This window comes from Rhizobium sp. NLR22b (assembly GCF_019685295.1).
In the GTDB taxonomy this organism is placed as follows: domain Bacteria; phylum Pseudomonadota; class Alphaproteobacteria; order Rhizobiales; family Rhizobiaceae; genus Rhizobium.
The window spans coordinates 1-25,053 of the sequence record NZ_JABDWM010000016.1 but is presented as its reverse complement, the minus strand read 5'-3'; the positions used below and the strand labels follow the sequence as shown (position 1 = coordinate 25,053).

Here is a 25,053-nt window from a genome sequence, read left to right as displayed (position 1 = left end):
CCGTTTCACCCTCCCTTCGGAAGCTGCACCCGGGCAAGAAGATCCGTGATGCCTTCGGTCGTATAGGGCTTCTGCAATACCGGCGCGCCCGAGTGGGTGTTGGCTTGGGCGATGCCTTCGCCATAACCCGTGGCAAAAACGAAGGGCACGCCTGCGGCTGCCAATCGGTCGGCAATCCCGAAACTCGTCTCGTCTCCCAGATTGACATCGAGAAGCGCGAAATCGAAGGACCGGCCGGCCAGGATCTCCATCGCCTCGGCGACGCTGGGCGCCGTCGTCACTTCGGCACCGAGGCGGCGCAGGATATCCTCGCCATCCATGGCGATGATCAGGTTGTTTTCCACCAGCAGGATCTTCAAGCCGGAGAGCGGCTCCCGGTCAGCGGGAACAGTCTTGCGTTCCGCAACGCCGGCAGCCGTCGCCTGGGGCAATAGACTCTGGTCGACATCGCTCACGTAGCGGGCCGGTATCGAAAAATCCGCCTCCAGCCCTTCCTTGATGTAGCGGATTTCGGCCTTGCCGCCGAGGTCATAGGGAATGGAGCGCCGGATGATCGTCGAGCCGAATCCGTGACGCTCCGGCTCGGCGACGGGCGGGCCGTCCTTTTCGCGCCAGCCGATGCGTAGACTGCCTTCATCATCGCGATGCCAGCCGAGCTCGACGGTGCCGCTGCCGGCGCCGGAGAGGCTGCCGTATTTGGCGCTGTTGGTCATCAGCTCATGGAAGACCAAGGCGACGATGGTAAAAGCCTGGGGCTCTAGGAGGACGTCTTCGCCGCTTATCCGGAAGCGTTGCGCGTTCTTTCCGAGGTAGGCCGCGGTTTCAGCCGACAACAATTGCCGCAGCGAAGCGGGTGCCCAGTGATCCCTCGTGATCTGGTCATGGGCGCGGGCGAGCGACTGAATGCGGCCCTCGAGCTGACGGACATAATCGCCGAGGCCGACCGACGTCGTCTGCGACTGCCGGATGATGCCGGTGATCAGGCTCAATATGTTGCGGACGCGGTGGTTGAGTTCGGCGATCAGCAGTTCCTGCCGCTCGTTCGCCACCTGGCGGGCCATGCTGGCCTCGTCGGTCAGACGCAGCACCACCTCGATTAACGTGACGCGGATGGTTTCAGCGACCCGGCGCTCGGCCTCGGTAAAGGGCAGGGAGCGGCCGCGCACCAGTTCGGACCAGGCTTCGAAACTCTTGCGCGGCGTCAGCCGCGGACCGTTGGGGCCGTATTCCACTGGCTTGTGCGGGTCGCCGCCCCAGCGAACGGTGCGCACCAATTCCTGACGGAACAGCACGACGTAATCGCGCGGCGAACGCGAGATCGGTATGGCGAGCATGCCTGCCACCGCATCGTCGATCTCAAGATCCGGATAGGTTTCGCCAAGCCTGTCCACCGCATAGATGCGCCCGCTGGCGTTGCGGTTGAGGTGGCGGACGAGGGCCGAAAAGCCTCTCTCATCCGGCCCGATCCCGGCAAGCGCCATCCGGCCGTTGATCCAGACGCCGATCCCGTCGGCGGGAACGGCGTCGGCGAGCGCCTCGATCAGCCAGGCCGGATCGTCGAGCAGGCTGGCATTGTCGGCGACGGAAGTGAGAAGCCGGTCGGCGATGCGGCGCGCCTTGGTCTCGTAGTCGAGCGCCAGCCGCCGCTCGCGGCTTTCCAGGCGCGAAGCGAACATTTGGCCGAAGAGTTCGGCGGTGGAGCGGCTTTGCGCCGACGGCAGACGCGGACCGTAGTGATGGCAGGCAAACAGGCCCCAGAGCTTGCCGTCCACGACGATCGATATGGAGAGCGACGCACCGACCCCCATGTTCTTCAGATATTCGATGTGGATCGGCGAGACCGAGCGCAGCACCGACATAGAGAGATCGAGCGGCTGGCCCTCTTCGTCCAATTGCGGGAGAACCGGCACGGGCACCGCGTCCACATCGGCGATGATGCGAAACAGATTGCGCAGATAAAGGGCGCGCGCCTGCACCGGAATGTCGGAGGCCGGATAGTGCAACCCAAGAAACGAGCCAATGCCGCTGCGGGCGGCTTCCGCCACGACCTCGCCCGAGCCGCCTTCATCGAAGCGATAGACCATGACCCGGTCGAAGCCGGTAAGCGCGCGTGCCTGCCTCGCGCCCTCGCGGAAGAAGGCTTCCAGCGTCTCAGTTTGATCGAGGCGGGAGATCATGCTGCGCATGGAGAGCGACGGGGCGTTGTGCTTGTCTTGCTGGCTGCGCTCGCCTTCAAGGATGACCAGATTTTCTTGCAGGTGGACGGCGAGGTCGAAGCGGGACTCCTCAGGCAGCAGGGTAATGTCGAAAATGCGCTCGACGACATCGGAGCTGCGTATGGTGGTCAGCTTGTTGCGGATCGTGTGGACCGCCTCGGGCAAGATCAGCGACGAGACGGGACGACCGAGCGCGTCGGTGTGTTCCACCCCGAGAAATTCCGCAAGATTCGCCGAGGCCCGCGTGACCATCCAATCGAGCGATATCGCCAGGAGGAAACCGAACGGCTGGATGGCGCCGAGCTGATGGATGGGCTCACGATCGCAATTGGTGAGATCGACGGGTTGGCGCACGCTGCTCATGCGACGGCTTCCAGTTCGAGTTGGCCGGCTCTGAGGAAAAGTTCGAAGAGCATGCGGGCCGCCGAAATGGTGGCGGCGGGAACGTCGACGCTGCTTGCATCGAGACGATCCATGAAGACCCTAGTAGCGCCCTTGGACCCCTGCGGCGTGAGATAGCTGCTGGGCAGGTGATCGGGCACGGACCTGGCGAGCATGGCGCCGCCGAGCTTGGAGCCTTCAAGGACGTAGAGGGCGCCCCAGAGCGCCGCGTCGCCCTGCAATGGCGGTGGCGGAAGGCGCTTGGGCAACCGGTCGCCGAGTTCGCCGATGTCGGCAAACAGCAGCTGCGCGCGCCTTCTTTCCGGCCAATCGGGCAGCAGGCGAACGACTCCGGCTTCCTCGAGCGCATGTTCGGCTGCCGGTATGATGCGGGCGTGCGCGCGCAGGAATGTCCTGTACTGCTCTCTGCTGGAGAGGTCGAAAATGCCGAAGAGCTTATCGACTTTGGCGTGGCAATCTGCTGTTTCTGCGCGGAGCACGCTTCGAAGTGACATACGGACCGTGTTCTGAGTGAAGTGGCAGAGGATGCTGCGAATGCGAGAGCGACGAACTAGCGATATATTGCAGCGTCTCGGCATTTCCAGAGAAACCTATAGAAAAACATGGGCTTCGCCTCCGGCTCGATTTGGTGAGATTCAGCTCATGATCGCCGGCAGTTCCGCGGCCAGCGTATCGATGGCAAGACGCACTTTCGGCAGCATCACCGGCGATCGCGGCCAGACGGCATAGGCTTCAAATATGGTGGATGGCGTATCGGTCAGAACCCGCACGAGTTCACCTGAGAGGACCCTGTCCCGCACCAGCCAGCAGGTCAGCCAGGCAAGCCCGCGGCCTTCAACCGCGGCGTCTGCGATCGAGGCGAGATCGTCGAGCCGTAACCGCGATGTCGGCAGAACTTCGCGTGGGGGCCCGGCCGGAGCCGGGAAGGTCCAGGCCTTGTCATTATCACCCCTGCGATAGACGATACCATGATGACGGGCGAGATCGTCGAGCGTTTGCGGCACGCCATAGGTTTCGAGATAAGCGGGCGAGGCGCAGACCGTCATTGTTTGCCGGGCGATCGTGCGCGCCATCAGGTCGGGATTGTCCTTCAGAGGACCGTTGCGGACGGCAAGGTCGAAGCCGTCCTCCGAGAGATCGACGACCCGATCGCTGAAGGATAAGTCCAGTTCGAGATCGGGGTGGTCATCGAGCAGGCGGGTCAGGATCGGCGCGGCGCAATGGCGCCCGAACAGTGCCGGCATCGATACCCGCAGCCTGCCGCGGACCTCGCGCCTGCCCGACTCAAGCTGGGCCTCACCGATCCGGATTTCCTCGATGGCTCTCAGGCACCGCTCATAGAAGAACCGGCCCTCGTCGGTGAGACTCTGGGTCCGGGTCGTGCGGTTGAAGAGCCGGACGCCGAGTCGCTGTTCGAGCCTTGCGATTGTCTTGCTGACTGCCGAGCGGGTGAGGTGAAGCCGTTCGGCGGCGGCGGAGAATCCGCCGGCTTCGACCGTCTGGACGAAGATCGAAATCCCCTTCAACTGCTCCATCGTTGTTTCCTTTGCGGCACCAGTTTGACGATTTTATATCGCAACAGGCGATCAATATTCAACGATATATCTGCTACTCCTCCAATCGAGAAGGAGCAGAAAGATGCAGACGACAAGGCAGTGGCAAACCGACGCCATTGGGGCGGAGGCCAATCTGAAGATTGGTGAAGCGAGAATTCCCGACGTGTCCGGCACGATGATCCGGGTGCGGACGCAGGCGGTCTCCCTCAATTTCCGCGACAGGCTGGTGCTCGAGAGCGGCATGGGACTGCCGCTGCAGTTTCCCTTCGTACCGGCCTCGGACATGGCAGGCGAGGTCGAGGCCGTCGGCCCGGATGTCACACGCTTCAAACCCGGCGATCGAGTTATCTCCACCTTTTCCCCGGATTGGATCGACGGACGCGGGCCGGGCACTGCGCGCAATCCGTCTTACCAGACGCGCGGCGGCTTCTATCCCGGCGTGCTGAGCGAACACACCGTGTTTTCCGAAGAGTGGTTCACACTTGCGCCGAAAACGCTCGATGCCGCCGAAGCGAGCACGCTGCCCTGCGCCGGGTTGACGGCATGGTTCGCGCTGATCGAATGCGGCAAGCTCAAGGCCGGCGACAAAGTGCTGGTACAGGGAACCGGCGGCGTGGCGCTCTTCGGCCTGCAGATTGCCAAGGCACATGGCGCCGAGGTCTTCATCACATCGGGCAGCAGCGAAAAGCTCGACCGGGCGCTGGCGCTTGGCGCCGATCACCTGATCAACCGGCATGAGCGCGACTGGGTGGAGCAGTTCCATCAACTGACCGGCGATTACGGCGCCGACCACGTGCTCGAAATCGTCGGCGGACCGCATCTCGGCCAGGCGCTGAAGGCTGTGGCGGTTAACGGACGCATTTCGGTGATCGGCGTCTTCGAGGGTTTCGAGATCTCGGCGCCGGTGGCGCCGCTGCTTCTCAAGGCGCCCGTCATGCAGGGAATTACGGTCGGTCACCGCAGGGCGCTGGAGGATCTGGTGCGCGCCGTCGACCAGATCAGGCTGAAGCCTGTTATCGACAGGCATTATGGCTTCGAGGAGCTGCCGCAGGCGCTCGATCATCTCTATCGAGGTCCCTTCGGCAAGATCGTCATTAAGTTTTGAGAGATGCGCTCCCCTCGCATCGCGAAGGGGAGCGATACCCTATTCGGCAGCGGCGGCTTGGCTTTCGAAGGCGAAGCCCTCGTCGGCCCAGCCGGTCATGCCGCCGATCATCAGCTTGGCCCGGAGGCCGAGCTTGGCGAGGCGGAAAGCGGCCTTGTCGGCGCCGTTGCAGTGAGGACCGGCGCAATAGACGACGAAGAGCGTATCGCTGGCCCATCCCGACATGCGGTGGGCGGTCATCTTGCCGTGCGGCAGGTTAACCGCGCCAGGCACATGCGACTGCGCAAACAGCGCCGGCGAGCGCACGTCGAGGAGAACGAAATCGACCTTGCCGGCGGTAAAGGCAGCGCGGACATCCGAGCAGTCGGTTTCGAAGGCGAGCTTGGCGGCATAGTGGGCGACAGCAAGATCGGGTGCGGCAGCGGGGATTTCGGAGACGGAACTCGGCATTTGTTTTTCCTTCTAGTTGGAATTGCCGCCTGGTATCGCCGATGCTAGAGATTTGCGAAATTGGCCAACATGACTGTCAGCGTAAAGATCATGCCAAACACATCTCCGCGGCGGAACGGACCGCTGGTCGCCGTACTTGCCTATGACGGGCTCTGCACCTTCGAATTCGGGATAGCCTATGAGGTCTTCGGCCTGCCGCGTCCCGAGATGGGCGAGGGGTGGTATCGCTTCTCCGTCTGCGGTATCGAGCCGGGGCCGCTTCGCGCCGCCGGCGGATTGACGGTCGCGGTCGACAAGGGGCTGGAAGTGCTCGATGCGGCGGACCTGATCGTCGTGCCCGGCTGGCGGTCAATCGATGCGCCGGTGCCGGAACCGCTTTCCGCCGCTCTCAAGGCAGCGCACCAGCGCGGCGCGCGCATCATGTCGCTCTGTTCCGGAGTTGCGGTTCTTGCCGCGTCCGGGTTGCTTGCCAACCGCAGGGCGACAACGCATTGGCGCTATGTCGCCACGATCGCAGCGCGTTATCCTGACATCACGCTCGACGCGGATGTACTCTACATCGATGAGGGCAGCCTGCTGACAGCGGCCGGCAGCGCGGCCGGCATCGATCTCTGCCTGCATGTCGTGCGCGGCGATTTCGGCTCGGAGGCGGCAAACAGCGTCGCCCGCCGCCTCATCGTGCCGCCGCACCGCGAAGGTGGGCAGGCACAGTTCATCGGCGCGCCGATTCCGCAGGAACGTGAGGGCATACGCCTCAGCCCGCTGATCGAATGGATGCGTCAAAGCCTTGCCGTGGAGCAGCCGATCAGTCTGCTCGCCAAAAGGGCTGGCATGAGCGTTCGCACTTTCCAGCGCCGCTTCGAAGCGACGACAGGTCTCAGCGTCGGCGAATGGCTGCTGAAGGAGCGGCTGCGCCATGCGCGCGACCTTCTTGAAAGAGAGCTTGCCGTATCGCTCGACGACATCGCGATATCCAGCGGCTTCGGCACCTTGGCGACGATGCGGCACCACTTCCGCAAGCGGCTGGGCACGAGCCCGAATGCCTATCGGAAGTCATTTGGCGGCTGAGCGCGTTATGCCGACATAGGGTCCAACTTTTCAACGCGTTCGATATCGCCGACGGCCGTCAACCCGTCGGTTGTTTAACAGGCTGGTCCGAGAGCTTCACTTACATTCTATCGCGAAGGTTTCGTACGGCTTGAGCTCAACGGTTTCGCCGATCGTGTGCACCGGTTCATAATTGCAGATCAGGCATTCTCCATGGATCGCCAGCTCTGTCGGCAGACTTACCGCAATTTCGCGCGGCGTGAAATTGGCGACGACAATGATCCAGCTCCTGTCGAGCGTGCGGGTATACACGAAGACATCGGGGTGTTGGTCGAGCCAGGACCGGTACTCCCCATAGACAATGGCAGGGTGGGGAGAGCGATCAGCTTGCGATAATGGTTCCAGATCGACTTTTCGTCCTTGATGGCGGCTTCGGCGTTGACCTTCGGGTAATTGGGATTGACCTCGATCCAGGGGGCGCCTGTGGAAAAGCCGCCATAGGGGGCAGCACTCCATTGCATCGGTGTGCGGGCGTTATCGCGGCCGTTCTCGTTTGCTCCGCGGATGAATTCCTCCGGTGAAAGGCCGGCCTCCACGTGCAGCCTGTGCATGTTGATGGTTTCGATATCGCGATACTGTTCGATCGAGGTGAAGGGGACGTTCGTCATGCCGATCTCCTCGCCCTGATAGACGAAAGGCGTGCCTTTCAGGAGATGCAACACGGTCGCCAGCATCTTCGCCGACTCGACGTGATAGCCGCTGACATTGCCGTAGCGCGAAACGGCGCGCGGCAGATCGTGATTGCCCCAGAAGAGCGAATTCCACCCATCTTCGGATAGAGCAAGCTGCCACTTGCTGAGCACGGTCTTGAGATTCACGAGGTCGAACGGCTCGGGCGCCGTTTGCCATAAACCGCGTCCCATTGCTGGGTGACGTGCTCGAACTGGAAGATCATCGACAGTTCCCGGCGTTCACGCCCGGAATAGAGAAGGGCCGCGCCGGGCGTGGCGCTCCAGGCTTCGCCGACGGTCAGGATATCGCTGTTGCCGAAGGTCCTGGCATTCATCTCCTGCAGATAATCGTGCAGATGTGGTCCGTCCTTGACGAGTTCCTGATCCACCTGCTTGCCGATATAGTCGATGACATCCATGCGGAAGCCGGCAATGCCGCGCTCGAGCCACCAGTTCATCATGTCATAGATTTCCGCCCGTACCCTCTCGTTCTCCCAATTGAGGTCCGGCTGGCGGCGGGAAAACATGTGCAGGTAGTATTCGCCGGTGGCGGGATCGAGCGTCCATGCCGGCCCGCCGAAGGAGGATTTTAATCTGTTTGGCGGTCCTCCGTCCGGGGCGGGCTTGCGCCAGATGTAGAAGTCGCGGAATGGATTGTCGAGGTCTTGGCGGGATTGAAGAAACCACGGATGCTCGTCGGAGGTGTGGTTGACGACGAGGTCGAGCATGATGCCGATCCCCCGGTCTTTCGCCTCAGCCACCAACTGGTCAAAATCTGCGAGCGTGCCAAACTCGGGGGCGATGTCCCGATAGTCGGATATGTCGTAACCATTGTCGTCCATCGGCGACTTGTAGATCGGCGACAGCCAGATGATGTCGATCCCGAGCTTCTTCAGGTAATCGAGCTTTGCGGTGACGCCGGGAAGATCGCCGATGCCATCTCCGTTCGAGTCGCAGAAGCTGCGCGGATAGACTTGGTAGACAGTTGCCGTATGCCACCATTTCGGTTGGAGAGGTGATCGCACGGGACCTCCCAGCGATGTCGTGGACTGATCCATCGGAGGCTTTCCTACTTGTTTGGGATCTTGGGAGAACACCGATGACGCCCGCGGGTTCCACCGGGCCGGACCTTCATCCGGTTTCCCGCGGCCTCGGTGGACCTGGAACCCCCTCCTTCGGGGACCGTTAGAAGGTGTGCAAGAGAGATTTAACGGGAGACCGTCGCGGTGCCGAACCGAATCAGCAGCTGGTATGAGGGCGCGGTGATCCACATCCACAATGTCGGGCGCAATCAGCGCGAAATCATCGAAGTCTACGGACATGAGGTGCTGCCCGCTTTCAGGTCCGGGGCGACGGCTGCTGCATCTCGCAATACGGGGGAACGTGAAGGACAGGCCAGGATCAGCTGATGAGGACCTCAAATGCGGCTGCTCTCGCACTCTGCGCACCAGTTGCCTGTCCAAAGGAGGTATCATTTTCAAGAAATACGCCTACGCCTGGATCACCGTCGGCTTCTTTCTGTTTTCGCTCGCCGGCCATTGGTTATTTGGCTGGTTTGCTTTTGTCGGGGAGCAGCAGAGCCACGGTCAAGCCGCTGATATCGATGCCTATCTCATGGAGATGGGCAGAGACACCTTTGAAAATTGGCAGTCCGAATTCCTGCAACTGCTCTGGCAGGTCGTCGGTCTTGCCTACTTTCTCTACATCGGATCTCCGTCTTCGAAGGAAAATGATGACCGCGCGGAAGCGAAACTGGACGCTCTGATCCGATTAAATGCCGGAGAAAGGGCTGAAGCGAGCATCGCCGAAATTGATAAGCACTTCATGAGAACCGGTGGACATGCGGGACCATACGCCCACGACCTGGAAACGCGCAGGGGGCCTGAGAGGATCGGCGGCGCCACCTGAACTGGCCTATGAAGCGCAGCTGCCGATAAGCCCCGCTTCATGGGACGGTTATGCGAGGTATTGGATCAGAGGCCGGCGTCTTCTGCTCGCGAAATGCCGGCTTGCCAGCGCTTCACGGGTACTCCTGAGGCGTTTCGCCGGTTCCCGACTTTTACAGGTGCGAGGACCAAAGCGATATCTCCGTTCAAGACCCAACGCTTCTGGAAATCATAGGGCCGGCGTCCGCTGCCACCATATGAGGGATCTTCACTCGACCACGAGAGACACCATTGATGACCTTGCGGTGAAGCAAAAAGCGGATCCGGCAGACTGTCGACCACGAGATCATTGCCGAAGTTGATCAGCAATAATCTCTCATCAGACGGTTTTTCCGCGAAGAACCTCAGGAGGAAGGCGGTGCTGGACAAGAGACTGCCGTCCAACTGGCCGTCACGGGCGCACGCCTGGCGAGAAAATGCCTTATCTGTCTGACGCAGATTCAGCAGGTCGCGATGAAGCTGAACGATCGCCGCGTTCCTCTCCCATTCGGCCCAATCAAGCTTCACCTTGTCGAACGTCGCGCGAGCACATGGATCAGCCATGTGTCTAATGAGTTCTTCATCCCTCAGGTTCGGGAATTGGCTGATAAAACTACGCCGTCCCTGCCGTACGATGTCGGCAATTTCTCCGTCGTGATCGGCGAAATAATAGAACGGAGAAGAGGAACCAAACTCCTGTCCCTGAAAGAGCATGGGCGTCTGCGGCCCCAGCAACTGGAGCGCCGTCAGGGCTCGAAGTCGTGCCGGAGACGTTATGTGGCCGATTCTGGCTCCTATGCCGGAGTTGGCGACTTGATCGTGATTTTGGAGAAAATGTACGAAATTCCACGGTTTGAGGTCGAGCCCGGCGGCTCCCCGCGGCCGATCCTGCCAATCATATCTTTGTCCCTGAAACAGGCAGCCATACTTGGCGGCAGAAACGAGTTCCTGAGCCGTACCGCGATGATCATGATAATAGGCTTCATTGCGGCCCGTCAGCGCCACTGTCGCGGAGCGGTGGAAATCCTCATTCCACAAGGCGTCCAGCCCATGCCCTCCCACCTCAGCCGGCCGCACCATATTGGTTTGTTGCGGCTCATTTTCGCTGACGAGATAGATTTGACGCTGTCTCGCTGATGCGCGAGCTTCCCTGGCGATGACCGTGACGATGTGTTCGCGGCTTGAGTCGAACAAGGCCTGCGTTGCATCGATGCGCAATCCATCAAAATGAAATTCGTCGATCCAATAGGCCGCGTTCTTTGCGACATATTCGCGAACGCCACGGCTGTTCGCACCATCGAAGTTGATCGACTTGCCCCATTCGTTCGAGTAACGCTCGGTGAAATAGTCTGGTGTGAATTCGCAAAAACGCTCGCCTTTACCGAAGTGATTGTAGACCACGTCGAGGATCACCCCCATGCCGATCCGGTGGGCTTCGTCGACGAAGGCGCGCACATCATCCGGTGGTCCATAGAGCCGGGTGGGAGCATAGAGCAACGTGCCGTCGTAACCCCAGCCGAACTCGCCTTCAAACTCGTTGATCGGCATTACTTCCAGGCAGTTGATGCCAATCGACCGAAGTCTTGCCAGTTTTTCCCGGGCTGCCGCAAAGGTGCCGTCCCTTGTGAAGGTGCCGATGTGCATCTCATAGAGAGCAGCTCCGGAGGCGCGGATTCCCTGCCAATCGTGGTCATTCCACTGATACTGCGCCGGATCCACGACAACTGACGGCCCGGATGGACCCTTCGGCTGAAAACGCGAGGCAGGATCGGCAAGAAGATCACCTGCATCCCCAAAGTGAAACCGGTATCGCGTCCCTGCAGCCAGGCCGGGCAGATAGAGGCAGAAGTAGCCGTCGTCCTCCGCCGGCATCTCGTATTCGGAATTTTCCTCGATGACGGCGAAACAGCGTTCTCTGGCAGGGGCCCATAGTCGGAACGAAACGCCGCCAGCATCAACCTCCGCTCCGATCGGGAGGCGTCGGCTCGAACTGGGGGACACCGGTTTCGACTTTTCGCTGTTTGAGTGGTCGTGCATGGCTCTCTCGTGGAGATCGCCTGCGCTAACTTCGGCAGCCTCATGATGTTCCCGGAATTGCTTTCCGCCACCTTTCGGGGCCGCCCATCAGGCCCAAAATCCGCATTTGCAATACAGCGCAACGCCGCGGACCGAACTTGTCCGCGGCGTCGCGAAGCAGTCACTCCGCCGCTTGGCGGGCCATCGGATTATTCGGGTGGGTCGTCCAATTGGCGTAGTTCGGATCGACGACGCGGCCGGTGCGCTTGTCGAGGGTACCGGCAGCAAGCGGTTCCATGGTGATGCAGTTCTCGACCGGGCAGACGTTGACGCAGAGATTGCACCCGACGCATTCCTCTTCGATCACCTCGAAATGACGCAGACCGTTGACGACATTGGTAATTGCCTGGTGCGAGGTGTCCTCGCAGGCGATATGGCAGCGGCCGCATTTGATGCAGGCGTCCTGGTCGATCTTCGCCTTGGCGACATAGTTGAGGTTCAGATATTGCCAATCGGTGACGTTGGGCACGGCGCGGCCGGTAATGTCGTCGAGGCTACGATGGCCCTTTTCGTCCATCCAGTCGGAGAGACCCGTTATCATCTCCTGCACGATCTTGAAGCCATAGGTCATCGCCGCGGTGCAGACCTGGACGTTGCCGGCGCCGAGAACGAGGAATTCGGCTGCGTCCCGCCAGGTAGTGATGCCGCCGATGCCGGAGATGGGCAGGCCATAGGTTTCCGGATCACGGGCGATCTCGGCCACCATGTTGAGGGCGATCGGCTTGACCGCCGGGCCGCAATAGCCGCCATGGCTGCCCTTGCCACCGACCGTCGGGTTGGGGGCGAAGTTGTCGAGATCGACTGACACAATCGAGTTGATCGTATTGATCAGCGAAACGGCGTCGGTGCCGCCGGCCTTGGCGGCGCGGGCGGGACGGCGGATATCGGTGATATTGGGCGTCAGTTTGGTGATGACGGGCATGCGGGTGTACTGCTTGCACCAGCGCACGACCATCTCGATATATTCCGGCACCTGGCCGACGGCCGAGCCCATGCCGCGCTCCGACATGCCGTGCGGACAGCCGAAATTGAGTTCGATACCGTCGGCGCCGGTCTCTTCGACCAGCGGCAGGATCGCCTTCCAGGCCTGTTCCTCGCAGGGCACCATGATCGAGGCGATCAGCGCCCGATCCGGCCAGTTCATCTTCACCTGCTTCATCTCACGCAGGTTGGTGTAGAGGTCGCGGTCGGTGATGAGCTCGATATTGTTGAGTCCCAGCAGGCGGCGGTCGGCGCCAAAGATCGCGCCATAGCGGGGGCCGTTGACGTTGACGACGGGCGGGCCTTCCTCGCCGAGCGTCTTCCAGACCACGCCGCCCCAACCGGCCTTGAAGGCGCGCTCGACGTTATAGGCCTTGTCGGTCGGCGGCGCGGAGGCCAGCCAGAACGGGTTCGGGGATTTGATGCCGACGAAATTGTTGCGGAGATCAGCCATTGTTCATTCTCCCCTTCAAGCAACCGCGACAGCCGGAACGGCTGTTGCGGAGAGGGCGCGATGGATGGATTCAGCCGCGTCGCGGCCGTGGGCGACGGCGGAAACCGTGAGATCCTCGCCGCCAAAGACGCAGTCGCCGCCGGCCCAGACGCCGTCGAGCGAGGTGCGGCCTTCGGCGTCGACGGCAATGCGGCCGGACTCCATGCGCAGCGAACCGAGGCCCGCGGCATCAAAGGTCTGGCCGATCGCCTTGAAGATCTGGTCGGCGGCAATCACGCCGGTCTCGCCGGTGCCGACGAGGCGGCCTTCGAGGATTTTGGTATATTCCACTTCGATCGCGGCAACTTTGCCGTCCTGCGACAGGATCGATTTCGGCGCCAGCCAGTGGCGGATGATGACGCCCTTGGAACTGGCCAGATCCTGCTCGTATTCCGAGGCGTTCATGTGCTCCTTGCCACGGCGATAACAGATCGTCACTTCCTCGGCGCCGAGCAGCTTTGCCTGCACGGCAGCGTCGATCGCCGTCATCCCGCCGCCGAGCACGACGACCCGGCGGCCGATGGCAATGTCGCTCTTGTCGTCAGCCTGGCGAAGGGCGGCGATGAAATCGACGGCGTCGTCGACGCCGGCTAGGTTTTCGCCCTCAATGCGCAGGGCGTTGACGCCGGCAAGGCCGATGCCGAGGAAGACGGCGTCATATTGCGCCTGCAGATCGGAAAGCGAAAAATCGCGGCCGAGGAGGGCGCCTTGCTTAACCTCGATGCCGCCGATCGACATGATGTAATCGACTTCCCGCTGGGCGAAATCGTCTACTGTTTTATAGGTGGCGATGCCGTATTCGTTGAGGCCGCCGGATTTTTCCCTGCCGTCGTAAATCGTGACGGAATGACCCTTCACGGCCAGGCGATGTGCGGCGGCAAGGCCTGCCGGGCCGGCGCCGACGACGGCAATCCTTTTGTCGCTCGCCTCTGCCCTGATATAAAACTGTTTCCCGGCCTGCATGGCGGCATCGGTCGCATAACGCTGCAGGCGGCCGATTTCGACGGGCCGTTCCTCGGCCGTATTGCGCACGCAGGCCTGCTCGCACAACTCTTCGGTGGGACAGACGCGGGCGCACATGCCGCCGAGGATGTTCTGGTCGAAGATCGTCTTTGCCGAGCCGAGCGCATTGCCGGTCGAAATCTGGCGAATGAAGAGCGGAATGTCGATCGAGGTGGGACAGGCTGTCATACACGGCGCGTCATAACAGAAATAACAGCGGTCGGCGGCGACCAGCGCCTCATGATTGTCGAGGCGCGGATGCAGATCGGAAAAATTAGCGTCATACTCGGCGGGCGAAAGCCGGCCAGCATGAATCCCGGTTTCCAGTCGTTCCATTGAAGTTCCCTCATTATTGGTAAACGGCCTGTGAGGGAAAGCGTAACTCAGGTTTAAAAATTTATCAAACGGTAAAATTTTGACGGATCCTCCTGGAGAGAGTGCCGGTAAATCGCTGTTTTTTAACGTTTAATTTCTTCAGTTTTGACCGATGATTTATCTGAAGATGCGGCGAGGGAAGAGCATCAGAAAAAAGATTAAAAAAGGACGATTTTTTTCGAATGCGAGGGAACCAAATCCTGGCTTCGCCGTTATTGCGATATCCGGATGGTGATCGCATCGACCCAACATGCGCGCCCCCAACCCACTATCCGGACGTACTCACGGTCCCCTCCCGGTGAGTGAAGACAGCCGGTGCGCCGCCCTCGCACCGGCTGTTTTTCTGTTGCTGACAGGCCTGTCGTTTCCGGCTATCACACACGCTTGAAGATCTCGAATTCGGTTTCCGGAATGGTCAACCGATATTCGATGCGGCCGGGCACAAGGCTCAATTCCGCTTTGCCGTTGACAGACGAGGGCACGACACGCTCCAGCACGGTGCGGCCGAAGCTGTTGTCGCTGAATTCATGGACCTCCGACTGATCCTGCAGCACTTCGGCCCAGGCGATCTCGATTGCCTTCCTGTCGTTGATCATCGCCTCGCGGCAGTTCAACGTGATTGAGGCGGCGCCGCCTGATATTGCCCCGTAGGAAGCGGAGTTGACAATGAGCTCGTGGAGGGCGAGGCCGAGATGCACGGCGGCATTCGGCGTCAGATGGGCATTGATGCCGTAGATCGGCATGGAGCCTGATGTCTCCGGCCAGTAGGGAGCGAACTGTTTTTCAGCGAGCTCGAAGAGATAGGCGCCCCGCCAGCTTGAATCCGTGACGAGGTCCTGGGAATTGGAAAGCGATTGCAGCCTGCCGCGGAACTTGAGGAGGAAGCTGTCTAGCGAGAGCGTGTTGCGCGCTGTTTGGGTCGCAATGCCCTGAATGATGGCGAGAAGGTTCTTCGAACGGTGCGATAGCTCACGCAGCAGCGATTTCAGCACTTTTTCGCGATGCCGGCTCTCAGTGACCTCCGTCATCACGGACAGAAGTCCAAGCGTGCTGCGGTCGCCAGTGCGTTGGATCTTCAATTCATAGGTACGCATTTCGCCGTCGACATCGATTTCGACCTCGGCATTGTTGGGAATGCCGGTCTCCAGCACCTTGCGTTTCAGCGCCGTCAGATATTGCCCATGGACATCGCCGAAAAGGGCGGCATCACTGCCGCCGGGCATCAAAAGCGCTGCGAAATGCGGCGGCAGATTTTCGGCGTAGAAGATTGAAAGCCGGGCGTCCTGGCAGAGGATCGAAATCCCGGCGCTGCCGAGCGCCCGCTCCATCATTGCGGCTTTGCCTTCGAAGGTGAAAGGCGTGCCCGACAATGGTTCAGTCGTATTCACTCGGCCGCCTTTCCTTGTGACATCTCGGAGCGTCGCTGAACGGAACGCCCCGCCAGAAACCGCCTGCCAACTCTAGAATAAAGCGCTGCAAAAACCGTTAAAGTCATCGGGGCACCCCGGTAGCACCGGAACGCCTGTCTCGGCGGTTTGGTTCCGAGAACCGGAAAATTGCGTCTCAGGCGGCTACCTTGGTCGATTCATTGAAGAAAAGCGCTTGGCTGATCAGGGCCTTGACCATGTCGGGGTTGAACGGTTTGGTCACGAGGAAAGTGGGTTCGGGGCGCTCACCCGTCAGAAGCCGTTCCGGGAACGCGGTGATGAAGATTACCGGCACGCTCGACGTCTTGAGGATGTCGTTGACTGCGTCGATGCCGGAACTGCCGTCGGCAAGCTGGATGTCGGCGAGCACCATGCTCGGCTTCGTCTTGTTGTAGAGCGCTACGGCTTCGGCATGCGTGCGGGCAATGCCGGTGACGCGATGGCCGAGGCTTTCGACCATTTGCTCTATATCCATGGCGATCAGCGGTTCATCCTCGATGATCATGATGTCGGTTGCGACCTGACGGGAGATTTCCTGCGAGGCCTTGTCGAGCAACTGCATGACATCCTGTTCATCGAGTTCGAGGATTTCCGCGATTTCTGCAACGCGGAAATTCTCCACTGAAGCGAGCAGGAAGGCCTGACGAGCGCCCGGCGAAACCTTGGACAGGTTGAGCGTGGCGCGCTGTTCCCATGCATAAGGGGAGGTCGGCTCTGGAATCTGGACCGCAGTGGAACCAAACAGTTGCGTGAACAGTTTGTAAAGCGCGACCCGGTCATTTGGGGTATCCGGAAAGATCGACAGGTCGGCTATAATGGCTTCGAGAACGGCGGCGACGTAAGCGTCACCTGAAGTCTGAGTGCCGGTAAGGGCGCGGGAATAGCGACGCAGATAAGGAAGGTGCGGCGCAATTCGAGTAGAAAGTGTCATCAAGGGCTCCCGTATGCAGGCCGGTCGTAGGTTCAATGGGCGGTTAACGCTTCCTTGGTAAAAAAGTTCCGGAACGGCAGGAACTTTTTTTGTCGCGCCGCATTATCCCACCCGACGAAGAAAGGGCGTAGCATTTGATCCATGCCGCGGCAAATATCAGCGATATCGATAGTGGAACGGTCGGTGTCGGTGGTTGATTTCTTGATTGCACGCCTCTGGAACAGATAACGGTGAGAAGACGAGTTGATGACTACACGCAATAAAGAGGCGGCGGATCAGCGGAAGCTGGAGCTGCGGGCAAGCGATATTCTGGACCCGAACAACCAGATCGGCGTCAAGCTGCGGTCGCTCTATGCCGCGGCACAGGAAGAGGCGATCCCCGATCGTTTTCTCGACCTTCTCGAAAAGCTCGACCATGCTGAAATGATGGCTTCTGCCAAGATGGCCGAATAGGATCGTCGCATGGAAGAGAAACTGCAACCCAGCTTCAAGCGGGAATTGCTGGCGGCCCTCCCTAGCCTTCGCGCTTTCGCCATTTCGCTGATCGGACGGCACGATCGCGCCGACGATCTCGTCCAGGATACCATCATGAAGGCCTGGGCCAAGCAGGACCATTTCGAGATGGGCACCAATATGAAGGCCTGGCTCTTCACGATCCTGCGCAACGAACTCTACAGCCAGATGCGCAAGAGCGGCCGCGAGGTGCAGGACAGCGACGGGCTGTTCACGGAATCGATGGCAATGCATCCCTCCCAGTATGGCGCACTCGATCTGCAGGATTTCAAGAAGGCGCTCGATCAGCTGCCGCCGGACCAGCGCGAGGCGATCATCCTCGTCGGCGCCTCGGGATTTTCGTACGAAGAGGCCGCCGAGATCTGCGGCTGCGCCGTCGGCACTATCAAAAGCCGCGTCAACCGCGCGCGGCAGCGCCTGCAGGAACTGCTGCAGATTTCAGGCGAGGCCGATTTCGGCCCCGACGCCACTTCGGCGCCGCTGACCTCGAAGGCTTTTGCGTTCTGAGAGGTGTTGCATGTGGAGCCGATCTGCTCTTCGGGGCACCGGCTTTTGCCTCGGTGGGGCCGGGAAACGGCGCATCCGCGTAACGGTTGCTTGTGCGAGGCACCAACTCTCCACCTTCATTCCTGCCTTCGGGTCAAAGCCCGAGGACAGGAATGAAGGAGGTTAGCGTGGTGCCGCATCGATAATCGCACGCCAAGCTTTGTGGCCCTTCCCTAATCCTCCCGCTTCGAACCCATAAGATTGGCCGCGACGATGGCGGCCAGGACGCCGGCAGTGAGCAGCGGTTGGGCGCGGACGAGGCCCAGTCCCACCGTCGCCAGAGATTCCAGCGCCGCACGGCGATCGCGGGCGCGGCGAGCCTCGCGGGCGTTGATGATAGACATCACCACCAGCACGATGATTGCGATCAGCATCGCGCCGACGGCCAGGAAGAAGACGGCGGCGAGCGGACCGTAGATGCCGGCGAGCCAAATGGCGCCGGCGGCCACCGCCAGCGCATAGGCCGTGAGGAGGAAGAGCGCGGCAAGCGCGATGAAGATGCTGTTGCGTTTTACGCGCGCGACGGTCCGATGCACGCTTGCGCCCATCAGCAGGCTGAGGATCGAGAGCATCGTGCTTCCTCAGCGACGGGCGAGGAAGGCGATGGCCAAGCCGAAAGCGGCAGCGGCGCCGATAGTTGCCAGCGGATGTTTGCGCACCGTCTCGCGCATTTCGGTGGCTCCGCGCTCATAGCCGTGCTGCAGTTCGCGCAGCAGATCCTCGCTGCGGCTGAGCAGTTCCTCATAGCCAGCGTTGGCCTGGCTGCGAATCTTCTCGCTCTGGTGGCGCGAGTTCTTGCCGACGAGGCGCGTCAATTCAGCGAGCTCGTCGCGCAATGCCTCGATCTGTTCTTCGATACCGGATTCGAGATGGTGGAAGGTGCCGTTGCGGCGGCTGCGGCCGGACTGGAAAATAGAATAGCTCATGGCTGTCTCCATTGGCTGGGGCGCGCGCGAGCCCGCCTGTTTCGCACGAGGGTCACCACCGTCCGTTGCATGAATGATGTCGCCCGGCATTGACCCAGATCATTGCCGACAACGTTTTGACAGGGCAAAAGTTCCGCCCGCGCAGGCTCAGGGACAGGAGCTGGCGCTGTGGGCAAGCACGAAAGGCGTGCCATCAGCCGGCGGCGGCGAGCCGGCCGGATTTCATCAGCACGATCCGGTCGGCAACGAGTGCTGTCAGGTTGAGGTCGTGCATGACTGCGATGACGCCGCCGCGTTCGCAGAAATTGCCGGCGAGCGTCACGATGCTCAGCTGGTGGCTGATATCCAGACCGGAGACCGGCTCGTCGAGCAGCAGCCAGCAGGGCTTGCCGTCGACGACGGTTCGGAAATCTGGCAGAGCACGCGGGCAAGCTGCACGCGCTGCTGTTCGCCGCCCGAAAGCTCTTGGTAAAAGCGGCCTTCGAAGCCGACATGGCCGACGGAAGCGAGAGCGGCGGCGGCCGTCTGATCTGATTTGTCGGGGCGCAGGTTCAGGCCCAAGGTGAGGCCCATGCGGACGATCTCGCGCAGGGTGAAGGGAAAGGAAATGGTGCTTGCCTGCGGCAGCACGCCGTCAACGGCGGCAAGCTGCCGCAGGCAAGATCCGCGCTTTCGACGATCCGGTGCTGCGCCGCAGGCTCTAAGGGCAGTGGCACATGCTTAAAGGTGTCTGGCTTTTCAACCATCATTTCGGCAGGCAATTCCGTGGTACCGGGATCTGAAGGCCTCCGGTTGTGTTTACAATTAACTTGACTTGCTTACTCATAGTTTTTTAAAGACGCAATAGGAGACTAAAGCAGTCAAGTTTTTGAGATTGCTGATACGAAGCCGTCCGCTGACGGCTCGCGACAATGCGGAGAAGATTATGACGGGTGGGGTTGCGGCCGTAATGGCCGGCTTGGTGGTTGCAACCGTGGTCCAGGCGCAGGAGGCGGCGCCCGCAACCTCTCTCGATGTCGAACTGAACGCGCTGGCGCCTTCGCAGAAGGGCTGCATGATGACCTTCGTGGCGCTCAACAAGCTGTCCTCCGCCATCAACAAGGTTTCCTTCGAGCTCGCCTTCTTCAATGACAAGAATGCCGTCGACCGCATCACCGTTCTCGACTTCCGCGATCTGCCGCAGGGCAAGAAGCGCGTGCGCCAGTTCGACATGCCGAATGTCAAATGCGAGAGCGTGACCCGCATCCTCATCAACGACACGCCGGTCTGCGACGGGCCGGTCGCCGGCGAATGCATGAAGGGTCTCGTCACCCGCTCGCAGATCTCCGTTCCTTTCGAAGGATGAGAAGACGCCGGGGATGAACCCCGGCGGACATGTTTCCGGCTGTCCGAGGCGTAAAGAATGGCGATTTCAGCGAAATCCGGATCGGAACACGTGCTCATCGGGGAGGAGAGTGCCGACACCAGCCTGAACGACAACACGCCCGGCATGCACCCCGGCCACGAGCTTCCCGAACTGCGAAACGCGCAGCGGCAGCCGGCCGGCGAAACGGTGATCCACTATACGCATTTAGCACAGATCTCTTCCTTTCCCGGCCATCCGGAAGCCGAACCGGTCGCTCACGTTTCCGCGCCGCCGATGGATGCGGCGGTGGAGAAGCAGGAAGACGATCAGAAGCCGGTGCGGCGGCGGGTGGCGCTGACGTGTGTCGGTTCGTTCTTCTTCCATGTCGCGCTGGCCGTGGCGCTGCTTGTCGTTATGCCCAAGCCTTCTGACGAGACACTGGTGGAAGCAGGCGAAGCGATCAGCGTCATTATGCTCGGCAGTTCTGATGCGGATCAAAGCGCAGCCGGCGAGACCGATGTCACGATCCAGCAAGAAATCGTTCCAGAAGCTGTCGAACCCGATGAGATCAAACCGGTAGAGACAGCAGAGGTGCAGCCGGAGGCCGTCCAGCCGACCGATGCGGAGCCTGTCGAAGCTGTTCAACCGGCGCAGGAGATTACACGTCAGTCAGCGGAGACGGTGACGGCTGCGGAGCCGGAAGTTCTTGTATCGGAAACCCCTGCGGAAACTTCAGTCGTACAGCCGATGTCAACGGTGGTGCCTGAACAACCGGTGGACACTCCGGTGATGTCTGTCGAGCCACCTGTGGCGGCCGCGGTGCAGCCCGAGCAGGAAGAGATCAAGCCTGTCGAGACGGCCGCCATCTCTCCCGAGCCGGAACAGCCGGCAGAAATCGTTACGCCAGCGCCGAGACCCAAGCTTGAAAAGCCAGTGGAAAAGAAGCCGGTGGAAAGAAAACAGCCGCCGAAGAAAGCGCAGGGCTCGGAGGGCGATGCCAAACAAGAAGCGCGCAGAGGTGTGGCAGATGGGCAGGCAGACGCCAATTCCGATAACAATTCACGGACATCGGGCGGTGGGAATGGAGCCGGCGCCGCGTCGGAAGCCAACTATAAGGGCAAGCTCGTTGCACGATTGTTCCGTTGCGTCGATCGGATGGAGGCGCGGTATCGGAGGGCTCGCGCCAGCTTAACTGTTCGCATCACCGTCAGCCGCGGCGGCGATATCACAGCGTCGGGCATCGTCCGCGGGTCAAGCTTGCCAGATGTGGATCGTGCCGCACTTGCCAGGGTAGCTTCCTGCAATCTTCCGGCTATGCCCGATGACCTGACGGCATCCCAGCGCACATACACCTTTCCGGTTGAGGTCACTCCGCGATAAATATGATAAATACAATCAACTTTATACTTTACTCCAAAAATCAAGTTTAATAAGGTCCGTCCGCACACGCAGGAATCGTGTGACGATCAACCAGCGAACGGGTGGCATATGGCTCGCAAGGGCAAGAAGGGATCGAACCGGGAGGTCCGCGAGACCGCGGGCGAGGAGGCCGGACAGGCATCCAACGGACGATCCAAACTGGGTGGCCGCAGTTTTCTTTATGTCGGCGGGCGTGACTGCCAGGTGGCGCATCTGCGCCAGATCGCCAGCAATTTCGGCGCCGAGCTCATTCATCACGATGGCGGCCTGCGCGAGGCGGTCTCCCGCATCGACACGCTGCTTCCCTCCGTCGACTGCGTGTTCTGCCCTATCGACTGTATCAGCCACGATGCCTGCCTGCGCGTGAAGACCGGCTGCAAGAAGTTCAGCAAGGCCTTCATCCCGCTTCGAAACGGCAGCAAGTCCAGCCTGGAACGTGCGCTGCAGACGATGAACGAACGAGACACTTCCCGATGAACGACCAGCGCCTCGACGGCTTCACCATGATCGGCCTGCACAAGCTCGCCGCGCAGAGCGGCGACGGCCTCGTGCCCGAACTCCACGAACTGTTCCAGCAGCACACCGCACGCCAGCAGCTCCATCAGAATGTGACACTGTTCCCGACCTGGGAGGCGCGCATGCCTGGGGAGGCGGCCACGAGACCGCTTGGCGCGGCTGCGGCAAACGGCAATAATGTTCTCGCCTTTCCCTCGCCTGCTGCGAAGGCGGCCAAGAAGGCGTAAGGAGATTTCATGTATATCGCAATGAACCGCTTCAAGGTCGTAACCGGGACCGAGGGCGATTTCGAGACGGTCTGGCGCAATCGGGATTCCAGCCTCGCCGAGGTCCCCGGTTTCGTCGAATTCCGCCTGCTGCGCGGCAAGGCCAACGAAGAAGAGGGCTACACGCTCTATTCCTCGCACACGGTCTGGAAGAGCGAAGACGATTTTCAGAACTGGACGAAGTCTGAGAACTTTCGCGCGGCGCACCGCAATGCCGGGGACCGCAAGACGATGTACAAGGGGCCGCCGGTTTTTGAGGGTTTTAATGTGGTCGACGGGATTTAAGGCTTGGCCCTTACGGAATGCCGGTGCCGCCTCCTCCCTCTTCTCCCCGCTGGGGAGAAGGGGTGACTCTACGCTCTGACCCGAAACACAGCACCCGCCGCCACGGCCAGCCAGCCGAGCATCATCGCCCATCCACCGGTCGGCGCGGCATAGGGGAAGAGGCCAGCGCCGGAGAAGCGGAGCGAGACGAGATCGCCGGCAAAGAACAGTGTTCCCACGATCATCAGAAAACCGGCCAGCCCGGCGGTCTTGAGCCTGGCGATGCCGAGCGCCAACGCCAGCAGGGCCGGGGCGTGCGCAAGGCACATGGCGGATGCAGAAGCCGCAAGGTTTGCCTCGCCCCCGCCATGGGCGGCAAGGGCGGCGAGCGCCACGCCGGCTGCGCCGAACAGGCCGGCAAAGAGATAGAGCGCCGGCTCCAGGCGCGCGTTGAGGCTCATGACTCTTCCTTGTTTTGCATGTGATGGGCGAGGCGTTCGACCGGCGCCCAGATGAGATCGCGCAGTGCCTGGCTTGATATCGTCTCGTCGAGCGCGCGGCGGAAGCAGAGCAGCCATTCGTCGCGCTCCACCGGCCCGATCTCGGCAACGAAATGGCGGCTGCGCAGGCGCGGATGGCCGCGCTTGTCGGTATAGAGCGGCGGGCCGCCAAGATAGCCGCTCATGTATTCGTAGAATTTTTCTTCGCTGCCTTCGAGGCTCGGCGGGTGCGCGGCGCGCACGTTGCTTGCCTGCGGCAGCGTATCCATCAGCGCGTAGAAGCGATGCGTCAGCGCCCGCACGGTGGAATCGCCGCCGATCGCTTCATATAGAGTGGTGACCTTCTCCGTCACGGAACCATCCCCGGTATTATCTCATCCCCGGCTCTTCATGCACCCGATGGAAAACGATCGCAACTGTCATCAAGGTGCCGCGGCATTTCGCGCATAGTGCCTGTGGGGCATGGGCTTACGCCGATTCTTCTTGACAAAACCGTCCGGACGGTATCTTTATCTCGCATGGCAAACGCTCATCATCGCAAGAAGCAACCCGCTCTCGTGCGCCAGCAGTTGCTGGAGGTCGCCGCGCGTCTTGCTGCCAGCGAAGGCATGGCGGCCGTGACGCTCGATGCGGTTTCCGCTGCCTCCAGCGTCAGCAAGGGCGGCTTGCTGCATCACTTCCCGACAAAGAATGCGCTGCTCGACGCGCTGTTCGAGAGCCTGCTCGAAAGGTTCGATGCCGATATCGAGGAACTGATGCGCGGCGATCCCGTGCCGCAGGGCCGCTTCACCCGCGCCTATCTCAATGCGGTGTCCGGTCTCAAGGACCGTCCCGACGATTCCAGGAGTTGGACGCAGGTGACGATCGCGCTTCTCGCCGAACCCCGGCTGCGCCTTCGCTGGCGCCAATGGGTTCAGGCGCGGGCCGAGGAATATGTCGGCACCGACTCCTCGCTCGATGCACAGATCGTGCGCTTCGCCGCTGACGGGCTGTGGTTCGCCGATACGTTGGAGAGCCATGACATCAGCAGTGCTTTGAGGCTGAATCTCATCAGCCGTCTTGTCGAGCTCACGGGAAAGTAATGCGAAAAGGAATTCGTCATGAGCCAGGCCGCCATCTACGGGCTGCTCTTTGCAGCCATCGTGCTCGAAGTCATCGGCACTACGGCGCTGCAATTGTCGCAACAGCTTACGCGCATCGGGCCGACGGCGCTTGTCGTCGCGTGTTATGCCGCGGCCTTCTATTGCCTATCTTTGACGCTGAAGAGCATTCCCGTCGGCATCGCCTATGCAATTTGGAGCGCTTTGGGAATCGTGCTGATTTCTTCGGTTGGCCTGATCTTCTTCAAGCAGCGCCTCGACCTGCCGGCCATTGTCGGCCTCGGGCTGATCATATCGGGCGTCATCGTCGTCAATCTGTTCTCTAAATCCGTTTCTCATTGATTTCATTGCTATATTTCAGAAAGTCCTCTGGAGTCTCACGGAAGAAATTTTCCCCTTTGTCAAACCCCTGACAAAGCGATATGTGTTGCTCGGACGTGGAGGAGATCGAGGCGCACCCAAGCGCCTTTTTCCAAAGCGCTTTGAATTTCCCGCCTGTCGATACTTCCGGCTTCCAGAGGAGCACATCATGACCATACGCACCGTCGTCTGGGGTGAAAACATCCACGAGAATACCAATGCGATCGTCCGGGGCATCTACCCTGAAGGCATGCATACGACGATCGCCAATGCGCTGAATACCGATGCCGGCATCTCGGCGAGCACGGCGACGCTGCAGGAGCCGGAACACGGGCTGAGCGAGGCCCGGCTTGCCGAAACCGATGTCTTGACCTGGTGGGGCCACAAGGATCACGGTGCGGTCTCAGACGTCGTCGTCGAACGTGTCGCCAGGCGCGTCTGGGAGGGCATGGGCCTTCTCGTGCTGCATTCCGGCCATTTCTCCAAGATCTTCAAGCGGCTGATGGGTACCCCCTGCGCGCTGAAATGGCGCGAGGCGGGCGAGCGCGAGCGGCTGTGGACGATCAACCCGCGCCATCCGA

At 60.8% G+C, this 25,053-nt stretch carries 30 protein-coding genes and 2 pseudogenes; 14 read left to right on the top strand and 18 right to left on the bottom strand.

Features of this window, described 5'->3' with window-relative positions; genetic code table 11:
* Window positions 1-5: 5 nt before the first annotated feature.
* The 3 genes from HJC00_RS23775 to HJC00_RS23765 form a co-directional block, all read right to left on the bottom strand.
* Window positions 6-2,579 (bottom strand): HWE histidine kinase domain-containing protein, encoded by a 2,574-nt coding sequence (locus tag HJC00_RS23775; RefSeq protein WP_221164697.1) that lies wholly within the window; start codon window positions 2,577-2,579, stop codon window positions 6-8.
* Window positions 2,576-3,112, bottom strand: a complete 537-nt coding sequence (locus tag HJC00_RS23770; protein WP_210630148.1) for a biliverdin-producing heme oxygenase — start codon at window positions 3,110-3,112, stop codon at window positions 2,576-2,578. Before HJC00_RS23770 ends, HJC00_RS23775 begins: the two co-directional genes overlap by 4 nt.
* Window positions 3,113-3,253: 141 nt before the next feature.
* Entirely contained in the window at window positions 3,254-4,153 is a 900-nt protein-coding gene (locus HJC00_RS23765) for a LysR family transcriptional regulator (RefSeq protein WP_210630149.1), read from the bottom strand.
* A gap of 103 nt (window positions 4,154-4,256) precedes the next feature.
* Between HJC00_RS23765 and HJC00_RS23760 the strand changes: the two genes are divergently transcribed.
* The gene (locus HJC00_RS23760) at window positions 4,257-5,279 is read left to right on the top strand and encodes an NAD(P)-dependent alcohol dehydrogenase (protein ID WP_221164696.1); all 1,023 of its coding nucleotides are present in this window, start codon (window positions 4,257-4,259) and stop codon (window positions 5,277-5,279) included.
* 39 nt (window positions 5,280-5,318) lie between these two features.
* Here HJC00_RS23760 and HJC00_RS23755 read toward each other — a convergent pair whose 3' ends face one another.
* Window positions 5,319-5,729 (bottom strand): rhodanese-like domain-containing protein, encoded by a 411-nt coding sequence (locus tag HJC00_RS23755; protein WP_210630153.1) that lies wholly within the window; start codon window positions 5,727-5,729, stop codon window positions 5,319-5,321.
* 69 nt (window positions 5,730-5,798) lie between these two features.
* Between HJC00_RS23755 and ftrA the strand changes: the two genes are divergently transcribed.
* Window positions 5,799-6,797, top strand: a complete 999-nt coding sequence (gene ftrA / locus HJC00_RS23750) for a transcriptional regulator FtrA (protein ID WP_210630155.1) — start codon at window positions 5,799-5,801, stop codon at window positions 6,795-6,797.
* Between the two features lie 96 nt (window positions 6,798-6,893).
* On the opposite strand, the gene HJC00_RS33175 is transcribed toward ftrA, so the two are convergent.
* The 3 genes from HJC00_RS33175 to HJC00_RS33165 are packed head-to-tail and all read right to left on the bottom strand — an operon-like array spanning window position 6,894 to window position 8,565.
* Window positions 6,894-7,088: a hypothetical protein gene (locus tag HJC00_RS33175; protein ID WP_405048798.1), complete on the bottom strand. Its 195-nt coding sequence runs from the start codon at window positions 7,086-7,088 to the stop codon at window positions 6,894-6,896.
* Complete coding sequence (locus HJC00_RS33170; protein ID WP_405048797.1) at window positions 7,016-7,654, bottom strand: alpha-amylase family glycosyl hydrolase; 639 nt, start codon at window positions 7,652-7,654, stop codon at window positions 7,016-7,018. Before HJC00_RS33170 ends, HJC00_RS33175 begins: the two co-directional genes overlap by 73 nt.
* The gene (locus HJC00_RS33165; RefSeq protein ID WP_405048796.1) at window positions 7,651-8,565 is read right to left on the bottom strand and encodes an alpha-amylase family glycosyl hydrolase; all 915 of its coding nucleotides are present in this window, start codon (window positions 8,563-8,565) and stop codon (window positions 7,651-7,653) included. The genes HJC00_RS33170 and HJC00_RS33165 overlap by 4 nt, the downstream gene beginning before the upstream one ends.
* Before the next feature lie 168 nt (window positions 8,566-8,733).
* On the opposite strand from HJC00_RS33165, the gene HJC00_RS23740 reads away from it, so the two are divergent.
* Complete coding sequence (locus HJC00_RS23740) at window positions 8,734-8,916, top strand: hypothetical protein (protein WP_221144719.1); 183 nt, start codon at window positions 8,734-8,736, stop codon at window positions 8,914-8,916.
* Window positions 8,891-9,415, top strand: a complete 525-nt coding sequence (locus HJC00_RS23735; protein WP_311044187.1) for a DUF6766 family protein — start codon at window positions 8,891-8,893, stop codon at window positions 9,413-9,415. The genes HJC00_RS23740 and HJC00_RS23735 overlap by 26 nt, the downstream gene beginning before the upstream one ends.
* A 65-nt stretch (window positions 9,416-9,480) precedes the next feature.
* Here HJC00_RS23735 and treZ read toward each other — a convergent pair whose 3' ends face one another.
* The 5 genes from treZ to HJC00_RS23710 all read right to left on the bottom strand — a co-directional run bounded on the left by treZ (window position 9,481) and on the right by HJC00_RS23710 (window position 16,717).
* A complete protein-coding gene (gene treZ / locus HJC00_RS23730; protein WP_221164695.1) occupies window positions 9,481-11,469 on the bottom strand; it encodes a malto-oligosyltrehalose trehalohydrolase in 1,989 nt (662 codons plus the stop codon).
* A gap of 160 nt (window positions 11,470-11,629) precedes the next feature.
* On the bottom strand, window positions 11,630-12,943 hold the full coding sequence (gene preA / locus HJC00_RS23725; protein ID WP_210630160.1) for an NAD-dependent dihydropyrimidine dehydrogenase subunit PreA: 1,314 nt from the start codon (window positions 12,941-12,943) through the stop codon (window positions 11,630-11,632).
* A 15-nt stretch (window positions 12,944-12,958) separates the two neighbouring features.
* Complete coding sequence (locus tag HJC00_RS23720) at window positions 12,959-14,320, bottom strand: NAD(P)-dependent oxidoreductase (protein ID WP_221164694.1); 1,362 nt, start codon at window positions 14,318-14,320, stop codon at window positions 12,959-12,961.
* Between the two features lie 413 nt (window positions 14,321-14,733).
* Entirely contained in the window at window positions 14,734-15,729 is a 996-nt protein-coding gene (locus HJC00_RS23715) for a sensor histidine kinase (RefSeq protein ID WP_210631574.1), read from the bottom strand.
* Window positions 15,730-15,922: 193 nt separating this feature from the next.
* On the bottom strand, window positions 15,923-16,717 hold the full coding sequence (locus tag HJC00_RS23710) for a response regulator (RefSeq protein WP_210630163.1): 795 nt from the start codon (window positions 16,715-16,717) through the stop codon (window positions 15,923-15,925).
* A 246-nt stretch (window positions 16,718-16,963) separates the two neighbouring features.
* On the opposite strand from HJC00_RS23710, the gene HJC00_RS23705 reads away from it, so the two are divergent.
* Together HJC00_RS23705 and HJC00_RS23700 are read left to right on the top strand one after the other, a co-directional pair.
* Window positions 16,964-17,170 (top strand): NepR family anti-sigma factor, encoded by a 207-nt coding sequence (locus HJC00_RS23705; RefSeq protein ID WP_011426508.1) that lies wholly within the window; start codon window positions 16,964-16,966, stop codon window positions 17,168-17,170.
* A gap of 9 nt (window positions 17,171-17,179) precedes the next feature.
* A complete protein-coding gene (locus HJC00_RS23700; RefSeq protein ID WP_011426507.1) occupies window positions 17,180-17,737 on the top strand; it encodes an RNA polymerase sigma factor in 558 nt (185 codons plus the stop codon).
* Between the two features lie 212 nt (window positions 17,738-17,949).
* Here HJC00_RS23700 and HJC00_RS23695 read toward each other — a convergent pair whose 3' ends face one another.
* From HJC00_RS23695 to HJC00_RS23680, 4 genes and pseudogenes are all read right to left on the bottom strand, one after another.
* Window positions 17,950-18,348: a hypothetical protein gene (locus HJC00_RS23695; RefSeq protein WP_221123487.1), complete on the bottom strand. Its 399-nt coding sequence runs from the start codon at window positions 18,346-18,348 to the stop codon at window positions 17,950-17,952.
* A 9-nt stretch (window positions 18,349-18,357) separates the two neighbouring features.
* Window positions 18,358-18,702, bottom strand: a complete 345-nt coding sequence (locus tag HJC00_RS23690) for a DUF883 family protein (protein WP_210630167.1) — start codon at window positions 18,700-18,702, stop codon at window positions 18,358-18,360.
* A gap of 147 nt (window positions 18,703-18,849) precedes the next feature.
* Window positions 18,850-19,353: pseudogene (locus HJC00_RS23685) on the bottom strand (ATP-binding cassette domain-containing protein); the annotation flags it as partial.
* A pseudogene (locus HJC00_RS23680) lies at window positions 19,353-19,451 on the bottom strand (hemin uptake protein HemP); the annotation flags it as partial. The pseudogenes HJC00_RS23685 and HJC00_RS23680, both read right to left, overlap by 1 nt.
* 176 nt (window positions 19,452-19,627) lie before the next feature.
* On the opposite strand from HJC00_RS23680, the gene HJC00_RS23675 reads away from it, so the two are divergent.
* The 5 genes from HJC00_RS23675 (at window position 19,628) to HJC00_RS23655 (ending at window position 22,533) form a co-directional block, all read left to right on the top strand.
* Window positions 19,628-20,047: a hypothetical protein gene (locus tag HJC00_RS23675; protein WP_221144723.1), complete on the top strand. Its 420-nt coding sequence runs from the start codon at window positions 19,628-19,630 to the stop codon at window positions 20,045-20,047.
* A 57-nt stretch (window positions 20,048-20,104) separates the two neighbouring features.
* Window positions 20,105-21,427: an energy transducer TonB gene (locus HJC00_RS23670; RefSeq protein WP_221164693.1), complete on the top strand. Its 1,323-nt coding sequence runs from the start codon at window positions 20,105-20,107 to the stop codon at window positions 21,425-21,427.
* A gap of 108 nt (window positions 21,428-21,535) precedes the next feature.
* Entirely contained in the window at window positions 21,536-21,943 is a 408-nt protein-coding gene (locus tag HJC00_RS23665) for a DUF2325 domain-containing protein (protein WP_210630173.1), read from the top strand.
* A complete protein-coding gene (locus HJC00_RS23660) occupies window positions 21,940-22,209 on the top strand; it encodes a hypothetical protein (protein WP_210630174.1) in 270 nt (89 codons plus the stop codon). Before HJC00_RS23665 ends, HJC00_RS23660 begins: the two co-directional genes overlap by 4 nt.
* A gap of 9 nt (window positions 22,210-22,218) precedes the next feature.
* Entirely contained in the window at window positions 22,219-22,533 is a 315-nt protein-coding gene (locus HJC00_RS23655; protein WP_210630176.1) for an antibiotic biosynthesis monooxygenase, read from the top strand.
* A 68-nt stretch (window positions 22,534-22,601) separates the two neighbouring features.
* Here HJC00_RS23655 and HJC00_RS23650 read toward each other — a convergent pair whose 3' ends face one another.
* Together HJC00_RS23650 and HJC00_RS23645 are read right to left on the bottom strand one after the other, a co-directional pair.
* Window positions 22,602-22,973, bottom strand: coding sequence for a DUF423 domain-containing protein (locus HJC00_RS23650; protein WP_221123482.1), 372 nt, complete (start codon window positions 22,971-22,973; stop codon window positions 22,602-22,604).
* The gene (locus HJC00_RS23645) at window positions 22,970-23,365 is read right to left on the bottom strand and encodes a group II truncated hemoglobin (protein WP_221164692.1); all 396 of its coding nucleotides are present in this window, start codon (window positions 23,363-23,365) and stop codon (window positions 22,970-22,972) included. The genes HJC00_RS23650 and HJC00_RS23645 overlap by 4 nt, the downstream gene beginning before the upstream one ends.
* A gap of 165 nt (window positions 23,366-23,530) precedes the next feature.
* Between HJC00_RS23645 and HJC00_RS23640 the strand changes: the two genes are divergently transcribed.
* From HJC00_RS23640 to HJC00_RS23630, 3 genes are all read left to right on the top strand, one after another.
* Window positions 23,531-24,094 carry a TetR/AcrR family transcriptional regulator gene (locus HJC00_RS23640; RefSeq protein ID WP_221164691.1) on the top strand — a complete coding sequence of 188 codons (564 nt, stop codon included), beginning with the start codon at window positions 23,531-23,533 and terminating at the stop codon, window positions 24,092-24,094.
* A gap of 18 nt (window positions 24,095-24,112) precedes the next feature.
* Window positions 24,113-24,454, top strand: coding sequence for a multidrug efflux SMR transporter (locus HJC00_RS23635; protein WP_221164690.1), 342 nt, complete (start codon window positions 24,113-24,115; stop codon window positions 24,452-24,454).
* Window positions 24,455-24,641: 187 nt separating this feature from the next.
* Window positions 24,642-25,053, top strand: a 412-nt coding sequence (locus tag HJC00_RS23630; protein ID WP_221164689.1) for a ThuA domain-containing protein, incomplete at its 3' end; no start/stop codon positions are given.